The sequence below is a fragment of the Clostridiales bacterium FE2011 genome, assembly GCA_017569305.1.
Lineage (GTDB): Bacteria > Bacillota > Clostridia > Christensenellales > Aristaeellaceae > Aristaeella.
Genome location: CP069418.1, coordinates 616,442 through 632,138, shown reverse-complemented (window position 1 = coordinate 632,138; position 15,697 = coordinate 616,442). Strand labels below are relative to the sequence as shown.

The following is a 15,697-nucleotide window of genomic DNA, read 5'->3' as shown; positions in this document are numbered from 1 at the left end:
AACAGCAGAGGAGGACAGGCGACAATGAAAAAAGTGCTGTTGGTTATGCTGGCACTGGTTATTCTGACCAGTACTGTTTTCGCTGAAGAAGGAATCGACTCCACGCCTGGATCAGCGGAAACATATAAGGGCGAATGGGCAACCATCGGAGAGGCGCTGGCGTCAGAGGAATACACCGGTATCAGGGGTAGTGACGAAGAGTATTGCGTTGTGATCGTGAAGCCGGATGATACCTATATCCGCCTGGTGGCTGAGCTGGATGAGAAAGCCAAAGAACTGAATACTGCCACAATGGAATATGTGGACGTCGACACGCTGGAGGCCGCATTTGAGGCATATAACGCATATATCGAAACCCTGCCTGTTTCCTATGAGGAGGAAATCACCGCACAGCCAAAGTCCCAGGAAGAACTGGATACACTGGCGGGGAAAACACTGTTGGAAGTGGAAGAAGCGGGCTATGAATCCGGCTACTCCAACATGGGTGAAGATGACGCAGCCATCTATACCGTAAGCTGCGGCCTGTTTGAATATGATCTGCTGCTGAACGAAACCTATACTGAATACATGGAGCACAATGACAACGGCTATATCGGTGACCTGACGGTGAAAAGCGCAAGCTTTGCCGGCCTGTCCCATGACGCAGCGCAGCTGTGCTTTCATGCGGATGGCATTTATGACGAGAAAAAGGATCCATGGGGTGAATACACATCATTTATGGATATGATCACCAATGCAGTGACAAGTGAAAATCCGGAGGAAGCAGTCCAGGCACTGATTGAAGCAATGCCGGAACAGGCGGAAGAAATCAGGATGTTTGCAGATGCTTTTGCTGCCATGAGTGAGCTGAATGATGAGTCCGGAACGGAGGCAACCGATGATGCAAGGGACGAATCTGCCAGCCGTCCGACAGAAACTCGCATTTGTGTGTTTGAAACCAGTGACATCCACGGCTATCTGCTGGATACTTCGAGCGGAGACGAGAACACCTTCCAGTACCGCCTGGCCTATATAGCCCAAATCGTGAACAATGCCAGGGCATCCGGAGAATATGATGATGTTCTTCTTCTGGATGGAGGCGATATTTACCAGGGCATGCCGGCGTCAAACCTGACGAACGGCGCAGCCATGCGCGCCGCGTTTGACGCAATGGACTACGACGCCGTGGCGCTTGGCAATCATGAATTTGACTGGAACGTAACGCAGTATTGCGCTGATCCGGACGGAACCCTGCCTGCTTATCAGCTTGGCGTTTACAGCGGCGATCCGGATATTCCGGTCCTGGCCTCCAACCTGTACTACGCAGGTAGGGATGAACGCGTCGATTTCACACGGGACTATGTGATCGTTGAAAAAGCGGGTTTGCGCATTGCTGTCATCGGGTATATTGCCGATTATGCCATGTCTGTTATGGCAGACAAGATTGCTCCTTACAGGATTGAAAGCGATCTGGATTCATTTGCGAGACGGGTAAAAGAGATCAACGAGGCTGAGAAACCGGATATCACCATTGTCCTGAGCCATTGCAATCCTATCCCTGTGGCAGAAGCGCTGAGCCCTGAGGATGTGGATCTGGTGGCCGGCGGGCATAAGCATCGGGGTATCTATGGATTTGCGGACAGCGGCGTGCCATACATCCAGGCAGACGCAAATGCCCAGGGTTATGCTACTGCAACCGTTGCAATCGGACAGGATGGTACGGTTCGCATCGAGGAACCTGTATATTCTGAAATCACTCAGAACAAAGAGGCTCTTTTCGATATTCCGGAGAACGCAGAACTGCTGGATGATACGGTTCTTGCAATCTCCTACACAGCCTGGGCGGAGATCAGCGATGAAATGAGCGAGGTATTGGGATATATAGATACGCCTATTGAAAAGAAAGGCTTTGTAGGAGAAAGGGAAACGAGCGGCGGAAACTGGATTACCGGCCTGATGCTGAGGAAAACGGAATCCGAAGGCGCTGTGGCAGCTTTCTTCAATTATAAAGGCATTCGTGCAAGCATTACGATTCCCGAAGGACAAAACCGTCATAATCTGACGGTCGGCGATGTGTATTCTCTTGTGCCTTTCAACAATACCTGGCTGATCTACGAACTTACCGGGCCGGAAATCGCACAGCAACTGCTCAAGGGTTTTATCAACCCGGATTATGGCGATCAGGTGAGCGGATTAACCTATGAGTATATCAATCATGGTACTGAAGAGTATCCGGAAATCGAGATCATCAGTATTACACTCAACGATGGTACTGAAGTGGATCTCAATGATACGAAGACGCTTTATCGCGTCTGTACATCAAACTACAATGCCACATTGGACGGCAGTGTTTTCCTTGATAAGACACCGGTTATACCTGAGTCGGAAGCGCCTATCGACAATCTTACGGTCATTGAACTGCTGCGCGAGGAGGCAAGTGAAAACGACGGCCGTATCTCCGTAGATACGGAGCCACGGGGTTTCCGCCTGGAAGAAGCACTGGATGACGCAGCTTGATAAAGTTTGCCGGCCCGCTGTCAGCACGTGAATATAATGCGGGACGGTACACATAATGCAAACGCCAAAGAAGGAATGGAGGATCAGATCAGAATGTCTATTTGGAAATACAGGCCCATGAAAAAGGGTATGACGCTGCTGATGGTTTTTCTGATGATCATTGGCATGAATCTGGCCGGCGCGGAAGAAGTAATCACTTATTCGGGTGACACTCTGTCTGAGCAGGTGGAAGGCCTGCATGTGAATATCCAGCATATGGCGGATTCGCCGGAGTGGGTGGTTAACCTGCCCGCTGCACAGGATGCAGACCAGCTGTTTGTTGTGGCGGCCATGGGCATGGATAAAACCACAGCCTATATCACCATGCACCAGAAGGATGAAAACGGCGTCTGGAAGCAGATCCTCTCCACACCGGGCTTTGTAGGCCGGAACGGAATGTGCTTTGACGCGGATCGGGCGGAGGGTTGCGGACAAACGCCCATCGGTGTTTATCACTTCAACAAAGCATTTGGGATTGCGGCTGACCCCGGATGCGCACTGCCCTATATCCAGGTGGATGACAATATCTACTGGTCGGGTGATCCGGATAGGCATTACAACAAAATGGTGGATATCCGGGACGTACCGGATCTGGTGATGGATGACAGTGAGCATATTGTCGATTACGAATACCAGTATCAGTACTGCCTCAATATCAGCTTCAACGAGGAAGGGACACCCGGACGCGGATCCGCCATCTTCCTGCATTGCTTTGGGCCTGCCAAGCCATATACGGGCGGCTGCGTGGCGGTGCCTGAAAATATCATGCGGATGATCATGCAGCAGGTGCTTCCTGAATGCGTGGTGGTCATTGACACCTTTGAGAACCTGGGCGGCAGTTTCTGACCGACGGATTAAAGGCGATAAACAGGGAGGGCACGATGAAACGGCTTGCTTCAATGATTATCAGTATCATCCTGATGATTACCACTTCAGTGGCAGAAGAGGGACATGAAATGGCTCGGACTGCCCAGGATATGATAGAAGAACTGGCGGTTTATTACGGCACATATGGCAGCGAAGCGGAAGAAAAGACCGCAGAACTGCTGGATGAACTCTGTGCTGCGGATCCTGTTTCAGGAGCAAAGTGGGGAAGGATCATGCAGCTCTGGAAAACAGTGAATGAAGATCCTGAAATCAATGAAAACATCCTTCCGGACGGGCTGCCGGAAACCGATGAATTATGCATGATCGTGCTCGGCTTTCAGCTGAATCCGGACGGCAGTATGAAGGATGAACTGATTGAACGGCTGACCGTTGCAAAAGCCAGCGCCGAAAAGTATCCCAATTCCCTGGTTGTCTGCACCGGCGGCGGAACCGCGGCAGAGAATCCGGATGCGACGGAAGCCGGGGAAATGGCGAAATGGCTGATTGAAAACGGCGTGGATCCGCAGCGGGTGATTGTGGAAGACCAGTCCCTGACAACCGCCCAGAACGCGATCTATACGTACCGGATCCTGACGGAACAGTATCCGCAGGTAAAACAGCTGGCGATCATTTCCAGTGATTATCATATTGCAACCGGCACCCTGCTCTTTGGCGCGGAGGCAACCTTACAGGCGGAAGAAGCAGGGAAAGAAACCATGACAGTGGTTTCCAACGCGGCCTGGCATGCACCTTCCGGCACCCTTTCCACGATGTTCCAGGCAGGAGCTTTGATCGAGCTTTCCGGTGACGTTGAAACAGCCTTCGAGATCTATTATGAAACCTATGATATTCATGAACTGCCTGCCATTCATACGGTTTCAGACACGCCGACTTTGGACCGGATCTGTGAGACGGGCGTGCTCAGGGTCGGAACAGCGGGGGACTACAAGCCCATGTCATTCCTTGAGCCGGAAACCGGCACGTACTGGGGCTTTGACACAGAACTGGCGGAGGACCTGGCATAGTCCCTGGGGGTTGAGATCGAATATGTCCCGACATCCTGGCCAACCCTGATGGAAGATACACAGACGGGTCAATTTGACCTGGCAATCTGCGGCATCACCGTCACTGACGCGCGGAAAGAGCAGGCCCTGATGTCCGACGGATACCTGCAGAACGGCAAGACTGTCCTTTGCCGTGCGGAAGACGCGGACAGGTATACTTCCCTGGAAGCTATCAACCGGCCGGAGGTTCGTGTCATGGAGAATCCGGGAGGACTGAACGAGAAATTTGCGCGGGAGAACCTTCCGGATGCCACACTGATTATTCACGATATCAATCAGGAGATCCCCGGGCTGGTCGCATCCGGGGAAGCGGACGTCATGATCACGGAGATCATGGAAGCCGAATACTATGTGGGGCAGGACAGCCGTCTTGCCGCGCCGCTGATCTATGAGCCTTTCACAAACGGACAGCTGGGAATACTGATGCCGAAAGGAGCCGAAGACCTGCTGGAGTATGTAAATCAATTCCTGGATGACGAAAAGAAAACCGGCAGACTGGACGAACTGGCCGAACAATATATTTATCGCTATATCATGACAGAGGAAGAACAGCAGCCTGCCGCATAAAGCATTTTCGATGATATCCTGCATGACACAGAACAGAGGAATTCATTGTGGAACAGACAGTCCAAACCCTGATAGCCGCTGACAACCACTGGGCGCTTCTCGCTGTGCTTTTCGCAGCAACGGCAGTCGCCATCTGGCTGGAGCAGAAATATAAATGGGCTTCGAAGATATCCGGGGCGATCATCACACTGGTGATTGCGCTGGTATTGGTGAACACGCATGTGATCCCGGACAGCGCGCCTGTGTTTGACGATATCGTCTGGGGCTATGCTGTTCCGCTGGCGATTCCGCTGCTGCTTCTGCATACAAACATCCGGAAGATCTGGAAAGAGACCGGACGATTCCTGCTGATCTTCCTGATCGGCGCAGCCGGTACCGTAGTCGGGACAGTGCTCGCAACGCTGCTGCTGGGCGGCGCTGTACAGGGCCTTCCCGGTGCGGCTGCGATGATGACCGGTTCCTATATCGGCGGCGGGGTGAACTTCACAGCCATCGCGGACGCTTTCCATGTGGACAGCAGCCTGATCTCGGCTACGACGGTGGCGGACAACCTGAACATGGCGCTGTATTTCCTGGTGCTGCTGGGGATCGCCGGAAGCGCTTTCTTCAGGAGCCGTTACAACCATCCCCATATTGATGAGGTGGCCTCCAAGGGAAAAGGCGATACTGAAACGCTGGCCAAGCAGTACTGGACCCAGAAAAATGTGTCCCTGAAGGATATCGCTTTCGACCTGGCCTATGCTGCGGTTATCGTGTTCCTTTCCAGGCTGATCGGCAACTTCTTTGCCGGACTGATCCCGAAGGATAACTGGTTTACCCAGATGCTGAATACCTTCTTCGGAAGTCAGTATGTCTGGATCACCAACTTCTCCGTGATCTTTGCCACCTGTTTCCATAAGCAGACGGATGAGATGCATGGAGCGCAGGAACTCGGCACGTGGCTGATCTACCTGTTCTTCTTTGTAATCGGCGTACCGGCGTCCATCGGCGTGCTGATCCGGAACGCTCCGATCCTGCTGCTGTTCTGCATGATCATTGTGCTGGTCAATATGGCTTTCTGCTTCCTGGGCGGGAAGCTGCTGAAGTTTGACCTGGAGGATATCATCCTCGCTTCCAACGCGAATATCGGCGGACCGACCACCGCGGCGGGCATGGCCATTTCCCAGGGCTGGGCGAAACTTATCGGCCCGTGCATGCTGGTGGGCACATTCGGATATGTGATCGGTACCTGGCTGGGTATCTTGGTCGGATCCCTGCTGGGCGCATAAGGAGAGACGGATAATCATCCCGGAAGACAGAGCATGCTGATCCGGAGGAGGACAGGATGAAATTCAAGTACTGCAGGATTCAGGGAAAAGAACTTGCGGCCAATACCAGAACGGGTAAGGGCATTTTCAGCATGATGAATCAGCTGGTGACGAACGGGACGATGGAAGAGGAAGACGTGGGTCTTTTCAAGGAGATAGACTCATGGTTTGTGGAAGAGCTTCCTTTTCCGCCTCAATGCAAGCGCCAGGAGAAAGTCATCTGCTATTTCAAAGTGGAAAACTCGGAAATGATGATGAAAATGATTCAGCCGCTGCTCTGGCTGCTGGAGAGATACCAGCATCCGTATTATGTCGTATATACCAATTTCCCTGGCGAAATCGTATATGAAGATGAGTATCAGATTGTGGTGAAAGTCGACGAGAACATCGTTGTGGAAGACGTACAGGACAGCTGGTCGCCGGAGGAATAAGGAAAAAACATATGAAGTATTCGAATGACACACACGGCTTTGTCAGCGTCGGGGAAGTGATCCCGGACGTACTGCTGGATATCCGGTATTTTTCTTCTTTCAATTTCATCGGGAAACGGATCGACGGATATGAAGAACCGGCGGCCATTCTGACCCGGGAAGCGGCGCAGGCACTGAAAGAAGCCAGCAGGGAAGCGATGGAACAGGGATTCCGTCTCAAAATTTATGACGCTTACCGCCCGCAGAAGGCGGTGGATCACTTCGTTCGCTGGGCAAAGGATCCGGAGGATATCCGGATGAAGGTGTTTTTCTATCCGGACCTGGAAAAGACGGAAATCATTCCGCAGGGATATATCGCGGAACATTCCGGACACAGCCGGGGCAGTACCGTGGATCTGACGCTGTTTGACATGGCCACGCAGCAGGATGTGGATATGGGCGGCACGTTTGATTTTTTCGGCGAACTGAGCCATCCGGATTATTCCGGCGTCAGTGAAGTACAGCATGCGAATCGCATGCTGCTGCAATCACTCATGGTGAAACACGGCTTCCGTCCGCTGGAAACAGAATGGTGGCATTTTACCCTGGAAAACGAACCCTGGCCGGATACATATTTCACTTTTTCGGTCAGAAATGAATTCAACCACTGACAAGGGAGGAAAAGAAAATGAAAAGACTGCTGGCTGTAGTGTTGACCCTGGTGATGGTGGTTACGCTGCTTGCGGTTCCGGCGTTTGCCGAGGAAGACGGTTTTGTGTTTTCGGAATGGAATCCGGACGCACCGGCGCTGAAAACGCTGATCGAATACGTGGAAGATGTAACGGATGAAGCGTCTCCGAATTATATTCCGCCTGTGGACCGGATTGCTGTTTTCGATATGGACGGTACGCTCTGCGCAGAGCTTTATCCGACTTATCTGGAATATTATCTGCTGGAACGCAGGATCTTCTGCGATCCGACTTATGAACCGGATGAGGAGATGCTGGAATTCGGGCGGATGCTGCGGGATCACGCGCTGGATAAATCATTCCCGGACGGTATGGACGTGCTTCACGGCGAACATGCGGCCCGGGCTTATGCCGGCATGACACTGACGGAGTTCCAGGATTTTGTCACGCGGCAGCTGGTGCGTGAAACAGACGGATTCGAAGGAATGACCAACGCGAATACATTCTACCTGCCCATGATCGAGGTTGTGGAATACCTGCAGGAGAATGAGTTCAAAGTCTATGTCTGCAGCGGAAGCGACCGGTTCCTTTGCCGGACGTTTATCGAAGGCAATCTGGACATCCCGTATGAGCAGATTATCGGTATGGATGTGGATATTGAGGCAACAAACGAAGACGGTGCGGACGGGCTGAAGTACGTATACACAAGCGAGGATAATATTGTCCGGACGGATCGGCTGATGATCAAGAACCTGAAAATGAACAAGGTCAAGGCGATCGTGAAGGAGATCGGACGCCAGCCGGTGCTTTCCTTCGGTAACAGCAGCGGCGACGTGAGCATGCACAACTATACAATCTTCAACAACAGGTATAAGAGCGCAGCCTTTATGCTGATTGCGGATGACGAGGAACGGGATTACGGCAACACGGAGAAGGTTCAGCCGCTGAAGCAAAAATGGGAAGAGAGCGGCTATCATGTGATTTCCATGAAAGACGATTTCAGGACGATCTATGGGGATGATGTGGTTAAGACAGGCAGTTTCCACTGGCTTGAAGAGTTCGCAGACAACATACAGCCTGCAGCCGCAACGGGGGAATAACTTCCGGTGAAAATGGCGGAACAGGGTATATTAGGGAGGACGCTTCACTTACAGATAAACAAGGAGACAGAGAAAAAAAGCTCTGTCTCCTTGTTGCTTTATCTGCTTCAATTCACTGAAGATAGAAAGCCCAGAATCCTGCTGTTAATATCCTCTATCTGTTCACCGACAAAATGAGGCCGGTGACCGCCGCCGAGGACCTTGTAAATCTTTGCTGAAGGAACTTTTTCCTGCATTTCCTCACAGGTGCCAAAGGGATCATTCTCCCCGTTGATGAAAAATGCCGGACAGGTAATGCTCTGCCACTCGGCATTCGTCAGATGGGGACTTTGCTGCCAGTCAGCTACGGTGTTTTTCAGATACGTCTGCCAGTCGCCCCGGTGCGCCTCATAATGCCTGACTTTCATGTCCTCGATGAAATCCGTGTGACCGTTCTTAAGCAGATTCTCCGGCAGGAAATCTGTCGCCCCTTCCGGCCGGGGATGAGCCGCGCCTCCGATGGTTACCAGGCTCTTTACTTTATGTGGATAATTGGCTGCCATGTGGCAGCCTACATAGGCACCGCAGCTATACCCGATGATATGCGCCTGGTGGACTCCCAGTTTGTCCAGGAACATGGCCATGTCATCAGCAACCATTCGACTGTTCCAGGTAAGATCGTCGCACAGGGTTCGTCCGTGACCGCGGAAATCAGGGAATAAGCACCGATATTTCCCGGAGAAGGGAATGATCTGTCCGGAGAAAGCCAGCAATCCCCGGCTGAAATGGCTGTGCAGAAACAATACTGTTTCGCCCCTGCCAAATTCCTCATAGTACAGATTCAGATCGTTGAGTTTTGCGTAAGGCATATGATTATTCGTCTCCTGTTATCTTTACTATTTTGAAGCATACCGGGATCTATCTTTCCAAAATAAAACGATATACTTTCACATTCCCGTCCATTTCAACAGACTGGATATCAAAACCGCATTTTTCTGTATAAAACTTCACGTTTTCGTTTTTATCCACCGGGGTGACCAGGGTGAATTTTTTCCAGTCCTCATAATATGATTTTGCGAATTCCATGGCAGCTGTTCCGATCCCTTTGCCCTGAAACTCCGGAATGACACACAAACATCCGACTTTATAGGTTCCGTCATCCATCTTTTTGCATGAAACAGAGCCGACCGGCTTGCCGTCAAAAATGATCAGATGCTTTGGATAATCAATGATGGACTGCTCCATCATCTCTTTGGTTTTTCCATATGCAGGGCATTCGCCGTATTTCAGATAATCGCTGTAAAACGCAGCGTTATAGATATCTATCAGCAATTCTGCATCCGCTATTTCAGCTTTCCTGAATTCAATGTCCATCAATATACCTCTCAAACTACAGATCTACCGGTTGTTCTTTTTGACTTCATCCATTTCAGCGATTAATTCTTCTAAGGGATGGTATTCGCCGCCCCACCATTCAAATACATGCATGCCTTCATCTTCAAGTACTGATTCCTTCAGCGTCATCAGGATTCCAAGCTGCTTAAGAAGTCCTTCACGGTCAACGGCCTGATAATCAAACGGCAGCAGTTTGCAAAACTCCTTATATGATACACCGCACACAACAGTATGAATGCCCAGGGAGGCTATAGCACCCAGACATCTCTCGCACGGTGCACAGCTGGTATATAAAACAGACTTTTCCAGAATATCATCGGAATACTTATTGGCGCATTTGTGTACCAGATTGAATTCCGCATGTCCGAAGATCCGTTTGGCAAAGTCGGCAGTATTTTCCGCCTCCTCCAGGATTTTTCCATCATAAACAAGCACGGCACCAAAGGTATCGTGTCCCTTTTTTCCTGAACTGACGGCCAGTTCATAGCATCTTTTCATATACTGTTCATGATTATCGGACATGGTATTCCTCCCTGATAACAATCCGTTCCTGAATATGAGTCATCCTTTGGGGGTTGTATACAGCCCTGCCTGCATATACCGTTTCCACGTGACGGAAACCGGCTTCCAGATATATTTTTTCCGGACGTTCTCCGTCCGGCCAATGAAAGGCTTTCCGGATACCGCTTACTTTACACCACTCCACATAGTGATAAGTTAAAGTTTTTCCGGCACCTACATTGCGATGCTGCTTTGAAACCAATACATAGTTTCCGCGGCATACTTTGCTGTCAGTAAGACAGTACAGAACGCCTATCGGTTTATCTTCAAGGTAAGCCACCCACAAGACTGTATTTGGATCATCCAGGGATTTTCTCAACACTTCTGTTTCCCATGGTTCTTCAGCCTCAATAAAAACCTGTTCAAAAGATGGATCCCAGCTTTGGACATTCCGGACAACAAGGCCTTCATTCGGCGTTATGCGATTCTCCGCCATCAGAACCATAAACTTCTGTTCCTCAATCCAAGAATCGAACCCTTCCTTGGCCAGATCATCCTTTATTTCCGTAAAATATCCGTTATCGCGTGCTGACTGATAGATCATCGGAGTCAGTCCTTTTTCCTGATAGAAGGCAAGGATATCTTTTAAAGTGTCTGACAGATTCCTGATTTTATCCCGGAAGATAACCGCGTGATTCGAATCATAGGAATCTTTATTTTGTGTGTTGTAAAACAGGATTCCATACGGCCGTTCCTCGTAATTGGTAAAGCTCCTGGGGAAAAGGTCCTCCAGCATAAAGCAGTCCTGTAAATTCATCTTGATTCTGGAAAACCTGATAAATTCATAGGGCAAATCCATATCTTCAGAATACTTGCGGATTTCAGCTTTTTCGGCGTCACTCATTTCATCGTAGAAAGGACGGTCCAATACTTTGCGGAAGATCTGAACGTCATCAATCCTGAGCACATCACCCCAGGGGGCCAGGTACGATTCTCCAACTTTATATTTTCCAACTTCTTTGAATACCCTTGTGGTATAGCAATATCCCTGTTTGTTCAGCCAGTTTTGAACTGACTCATATTCATGTTCCGGGAATGCTATTTTTTCCAACATACAGAAACTCCTATTATTCTAAACATTTCTGCATTACTACAGCATCTTTTCATATACTGTTCATGATTATCGGACATGGTTTTCCTCCGAAGATATTAATCTGTGCTTTTGTTCAATTTAGTCAATTCGATACCCACAACACCGTACTTTTCGATCTGCTCTTTTGTGTAATAGAGGAGCATATCGTCTGGATCCGCTTTTTCATTTTCCCTGTATCCAATGGATTGTTTGTCATGGTTCTCATATAGTTCGGAGAAATCTGAATACTTATAGATGTTTATCACTTTACAGGACAGCTTTTCCTGATTTGATGTATTTGTGAACTCAATGATATCATCCACCTTAATCATTGATCTTTTTTCGTCATTAAGGCGCATTTCAATTGTTTTCCAGCCCTCTTTGATGGCCTGAAAAGAATCGTCCCATAAGTTCATATAGTGTGTCATTTTATCTCTTCCCATTCTATTCACTTTGAAGTGATACTTGTCAACACAGACCTTTTTCAAACAACCTGATTTCCTTGTGTGTTCAGACGGTTTTGAATGATTCATATTCATGTTCCGGGAATGCTATTGTATCATACGAAAGCGCTTCTGCCTAAAACAGCCTTTACGAATGAGTTAATAATCCGGTAAGGTCCGTTTCCCCTGAAATCCAATTGGGGAATAAAAAGCGTTCCGACAAAAAACGGATGTTCTTTTAATTCGAATCCCCTGAGATATCCATTTTCAGTTTCAACTACAGACGAAATCATTTTGCTGCTTTGAAAGGCATTGCGATAGGCTTCATTAAACCCATAATTGCAGCGGTATTCACCGATGAATCTTTGTCCGTCTATTGTTCGAGCGAGGATTGAACTGGAATCAGGTATCTCAAGTTGTTCCTTTTTCCTCACTAAGGTGCATGACAGTTTTTCAATCACGGTGTCTGTACATTCCGGATCATTTTCTTCGCTGTCTGCATGATGCAAACCCAATACATTACGTGCGAACTCAATAACCATATGCTGAAAACCGGCACACGTACCCAATGCGGGCACCTTATTCTCCCTTGCATATTGAATTGCCGACAAAACATTGTTTACATCCTTATAAGGACTTCCCGGGGAAAACCAAAACCCGTCAAAGTGTTTTAAATAAGCAACAGACACATCCAAAGTATCGCTCATTATCCATTGAGCTTCAAGTTCGCCCTGGATTTCTGCCGCTGCATCCTTTATGGACTCTATGATAAGGCAATGGCTTTCCTCATTTAGATTATAGTCACCTATAACAGCTATTCTTTTCACTCCCTGCCTCCAAACAAAAGCTCATGGGGAACTTGAATCATGAAATTCACAACAGAAGCTGTTCCAGCCATTTGGCTCTTTCGCAGGCCAGTTGCAGGAAATCCCAAATCCCCAGATGCGTATAGTCCCAGTTCATCGGCTCCAGGGTTATCGCACCGGTGTATCCTGTTTTCCTCAGCTTTTCCGTAACTGAAAGCCAGTATACGTTACCGTCAAAAGGTAACCGATGCTGGTTATGGGATCCTCCATTATCCTGAAGATGCAGTGCCTTGAGCCGGTCGCCATATAATGCCAGCAAGTCTATACCGGCAGCATAGTTGATATGGTGACAACTGTCATAGCAGTAACCAATATGCGGAAACTTTACGCGGTTAAGCACGGCGACCAGGTTATGGACATTGCGAAGATTTTCAAACGCAATCTGAATGTCCAATTCTCCGGCATGGTCGATGATCCTGTCCAGTCTGTCGTTGCCGAGCCTGTTGATCGGGTATGTGTCATCAGGCAGGTGGATCACCACTGTCGGAATATGATGCTTATGGCAGTCATCGACACATTTCAGATAATCGCTGAACAGATGTTCTCCCTGCAGATTGTCTGATGACAGATCGTTCTGTTCATGAACAGGCGCATGCATGTTTTCAATGAGCAGACCGGCATCACGTGCCAGATCTGCGTCTTTCTCATACCCATCACCGCGTCCGAACTGATCGCTCCACCACAGCATTACACAGTCGAACCCGGCGGCTTTGATCAGTTTATATCTTTCACTGAAGGGCACATCATACCCGGCTCCATAACCGAAACAATCATAAATGCCTATCATTGAACAGTACCTTTCCCACAGTCTGATGATTTGATTTCAGCTGCAACAATCATGCTTCTTTTTGATCAGTCTGTCTTTAATCCGCTTACACGATCATAAGCTGCATCAATACATTGATTGATGATTTCACTCAGATTGCTGTTCTGAAGTTTGCTGATTCCTGCTTCTGTTGTGCCGCCTTTGGTGCTGATTTGTTCAATAAGGCTTTCAAATGTTTTATCTTCGTTCCTGATGATTTCAATCACATTTTCAAAAATACGGGTCGTGATTTCTTCACTGACAGCAGCATCATTGATTAGTCTGTCACAGGAATTCTTATATTCTTTCATCAGATAAGCCGCAAAAGCCAGGCCGCTGGCCGCGCAAATTGTAATACTCTCCAGCTTTTGCTCCGGCAGAACGATCAGGTATCCCAATGGCTGGAAAAGATTCAATGCTTCTTCTGTTTCTGCTGAATCATTTTCGCAACAAACGCTGATAACGCCTTTACAGAGTGATATTCCCAAGTTAGGCATCATTCTTATCAGACGATATTCCTTACTTGTATCCTGGAGCATTTCCCTCATATCGTTTATGCTGACGCCAGCCATAAAGCTGACAATCGTTTTATCCGAGATGTTCATTTCTCTGATCTCGGCAAATACTTCCAGTGCGTTCTGCGATCTGACAACAATGACAATAACATCTGATTCAGTAACCAGATCCTGCTTACTCGAAGTCACATTGATACATGGATAAATGCGCTTGATCACATTCATTGTTTCTGCGGTTCTGGCATTCAATATGATTCTGTTTTGTTTTACTCCGCTTCTTACAAGACCAGCGATGAGCGCTTTTCCCAGGTGCCCAGTACCAATAATACCAATGTTCATTTTCGCATCTCCCTTAATTTCCTGGCTTGTAGTCGGAACAAATCACAGCGTTTTCCGCATGACAACCTGGCCATTTTCTCTCGCGACTTCAACGAATCCTGCTTTCTGATATAGCCGGACGGGTCCCTGATAATCAAAGTCATTCCGTTCATCAGAAAGCTGAGCATAACCTTCAACAGCCGCGTATCCCTTTGTTTTTGCATCGCTGCAAACCCTGTCAATAAATGCTAACGCTATGCCCTTTCCCCGGTATTCGGGTGCGATTTCGAAACAGACAATGGAGATTGTTTTTCCGCAGGTGTTTTTTCTCGCAAAGTCTGGAACGAATCCGGCGTAACTTTCGATATCCGCCGCATTACACCAGCCGACAGACAGATCTCCGTCATAAGCCAGGTATCCCTGAATCTGATTCCGGTTCAGCATCTCCACGGCATATTTGCGCAGCGTTTCTTTGACGCCATATGTTTTAAACTCACTGACCATCCGGCTGATGCTTTCCTCGTCCTGATTGGGAGAGGTGCAATAGCACGGACCGTTTGGATTATCATCTGTAAATGCACGGTTGTCGAAAAAATCCAGATAGTCAGCAGTCAGTTCAGATGTCAGTGGTTTTATCACGATTGTTTTCATTCGACTATCCTCTCTGAAACAGTTTTTATAATACGGGTGGCATCATCACAGCAGCTTATCCAGTTCTTTGAGCAGCAGCTGCTTCATTTCTTCCAGCTCTTCACTGCTGGGCCTTTCGTCATCCGCATACATTTTTTCCCTCGGATACCACCAGGTCGGGCCTTTTCCCTTGTTGCCGTATTCGCCGAGGTCTCCGGCTTTGCGGGGGAACAGGTGCCAGTGGATATGAGCCCCTCCTTTACCGTTGCCAAGGCATTCATAATTCATTTTGTCGGCGCCGAAGGCGTTGCTGACAGCCTGGGCGACGAGAGTCATTTCCTCCAAATGCTTTGCCCTGACTGCCGGTTCGAGATCGAACAGTTCAACAACATGTTCTTTATAGATGAACAACGTATATCCTTTAAAATGCTGAAAATCTCCAATTACCACGTAACCGGTTTCCAGTTCTTTTACAAAATAAGGATTGGTACCGTCCCTGGTCATCTGAATCCGTTCACATACACCGCACATTTTTCTATCCCCTTTATTTCTTTTTGGCTGAGATTTGGTTCCT

The 15,697-nt window shown here is 48.6% G+C and carries 18 protein-coding genes; 8 read left to right on the top strand and 10 right to left on the bottom strand.

Annotated features, from left to right (window positions below; genetic code table 11):
- Positions 1-24: 24 nt before the first annotated feature.
- The 8 genes from JRC49_03005 to JRC49_02970 all read left to right on the top strand — a co-directional run bounded on the left by JRC49_03005 (position 25) and on the right by JRC49_02970 (position 8,539).
- Positions 25-2,496 carry a bifunctional metallophosphatase/5'-nucleotidase gene (locus tag JRC49_03005; protein ID QTE71816.1) on the top strand — a complete coding sequence of 824 codons (2,472 nt, stop codon included), beginning with the start codon at positions 25-27 and terminating at the stop codon, positions 2,494-2,496.
- 93 nt (positions 2,497-2,589) lie between these two features.
- Positions 2,590-3,381 carry a hypothetical protein gene (locus JRC49_03000; protein QTE71815.1) on the top strand — a complete coding sequence of 264 codons (792 nt, stop codon included), beginning with the start codon at positions 2,590-2,592 and terminating at the stop codon, positions 3,379-3,381.
- A gap of 35 nt (positions 3,382-3,416) precedes the next feature.
- Entirely contained in the window at positions 3,417-4,427 is a 1,011-nt protein-coding gene (locus JRC49_02995) for a YdcF family protein (GenBank protein QTE71814.1), read from the top strand.
- A 48-nt stretch (positions 4,428-4,475) separates the two neighbouring features.
- Positions 4,476-5,033 (top strand): transporter substrate-binding domain-containing protein, encoded by a 558-nt coding sequence (locus JRC49_02990; GenBank protein QTE72777.1) that lies wholly within the window; start codon positions 4,476-4,478, stop codon positions 5,031-5,033.
- A 47-nt stretch (positions 5,034-5,080) separates the two neighbouring features.
- Positions 5,081-6,301 carry a DUF819 family protein gene (locus JRC49_02985; protein ID QTE71813.1) on the top strand — a complete coding sequence of 407 codons (1,221 nt, stop codon included), beginning with the start codon at positions 5,081-5,083 and terminating at the stop codon, positions 6,299-6,301.
- Positions 6,302-6,357: 56 nt separating this feature from the next.
- On the top strand, positions 6,358-6,771 hold the full coding sequence (locus tag JRC49_02980; protein ID QTE71812.1) for a hypothetical protein: 414 nt from the start codon (positions 6,358-6,360) through the stop codon (positions 6,769-6,771).
- Positions 6,772-6,782: 11 nt separating this feature from the next.
- On the top strand, positions 6,783-7,421 hold the full coding sequence (locus JRC49_02975) for a M15 family metallopeptidase (GenBank protein ID QTE71811.1): 639 nt from the start codon (positions 6,783-6,785) through the stop codon (positions 7,419-7,421).
- Positions 7,422-7,438: 17 nt separating this feature from the next.
- The gene (locus JRC49_02970) at positions 7,439-8,539 is read left to right on the top strand and encodes a haloacid dehalogenase-like hydrolase (GenBank protein QTE71810.1); all 1,101 of its coding nucleotides are present in this window, start codon (positions 7,439-7,441) and stop codon (positions 8,537-8,539) included.
- 107 nt (positions 8,540-8,646) lie between these two features.
- Here JRC49_02970 and JRC49_02965 read toward each other — a convergent pair whose 3' ends face one another.
- The 10 genes from JRC49_02965 to JRC49_02920 all read right to left on the bottom strand — a co-directional run bounded on the left by JRC49_02965 (position 8,647) and on the right by JRC49_02920 (position 15,654).
- Positions 8,647-9,387 carry an alpha/beta hydrolase gene (locus JRC49_02965; protein QTE71809.1) on the bottom strand — a complete coding sequence of 247 codons (741 nt, stop codon included), beginning with the start codon at positions 9,385-9,387 and terminating at the stop codon, positions 8,647-8,649.
- A gap of 49 nt (positions 9,388-9,436) precedes the next feature.
- Positions 9,437-9,892 (bottom strand): GNAT family N-acetyltransferase, encoded by a 456-nt coding sequence (locus tag JRC49_02960; protein ID QTE71808.1) that lies wholly within the window; start codon positions 9,890-9,892, stop codon positions 9,437-9,439.
- Positions 9,893-9,916: 24 nt separating this feature from the next.
- Positions 9,917-10,411, bottom strand: a complete 495-nt coding sequence (locus tag JRC49_02955) for a nucleoside deaminase (GenBank protein ID QTE71807.1) — start codon at positions 10,409-10,411, stop codon at positions 9,917-9,919.
- A gap of 13 nt (positions 10,412-10,424) precedes the next feature.
- Positions 10,425-11,528 carry a GNAT family N-acetyltransferase gene (locus JRC49_02950; GenBank protein QTE71806.1) on the bottom strand — a complete coding sequence of 368 codons (1,104 nt, stop codon included), beginning with the start codon at positions 11,526-11,528 and terminating at the stop codon, positions 10,425-10,427.
- A 95-nt stretch (positions 11,529-11,623) separates the two neighbouring features.
- Positions 11,624-11,962 (bottom strand): ASCH domain-containing protein, encoded by a 339-nt coding sequence (locus JRC49_02945; protein ID QTE71805.1) that lies wholly within the window; start codon positions 11,960-11,962, stop codon positions 11,624-11,626.
- A 143-nt stretch (positions 11,963-12,105) separates the two neighbouring features.
- Entirely contained in the window at positions 12,106-12,816 is a 711-nt protein-coding gene (locus JRC49_02940; protein QTE71804.1) for a hypothetical protein, read from the bottom strand.
- 46 nt (positions 12,817-12,862) lie between these two features.
- Entirely contained in the window at positions 12,863-13,642 is a 780-nt protein-coding gene (locus JRC49_02935; GenBank protein QTE71803.1) for a sugar phosphate isomerase/epimerase, read from the bottom strand.
- A 65-nt stretch (positions 13,643-13,707) separates the two neighbouring features.
- On the bottom strand, positions 13,708-14,514 hold the full coding sequence (locus JRC49_02930) for an NAD(P)-binding domain-containing protein (protein QTE71802.1): 807 nt from the start codon (positions 14,512-14,514) through the stop codon (positions 13,708-13,710).
- Positions 14,515-14,556: 42 nt separating this feature from the next.
- The gene (locus tag JRC49_02925; protein QTE71801.1) at positions 14,557-15,144 is read right to left on the bottom strand and encodes a GNAT family N-acetyltransferase; all 588 of its coding nucleotides are present in this window, start codon (positions 15,142-15,144) and stop codon (positions 14,557-14,559) included.
- 45 nt (positions 15,145-15,189) lie between these two features.
- The gene (locus JRC49_02920) at positions 15,190-15,654 is read right to left on the bottom strand and encodes an HIT family protein (protein ID QTE71800.1); all 465 of its coding nucleotides are present in this window, start codon (positions 15,652-15,654) and stop codon (positions 15,190-15,192) included.
- Between the last annotated feature and the right edge of the window lie 43 nt (positions 15,655-15,697).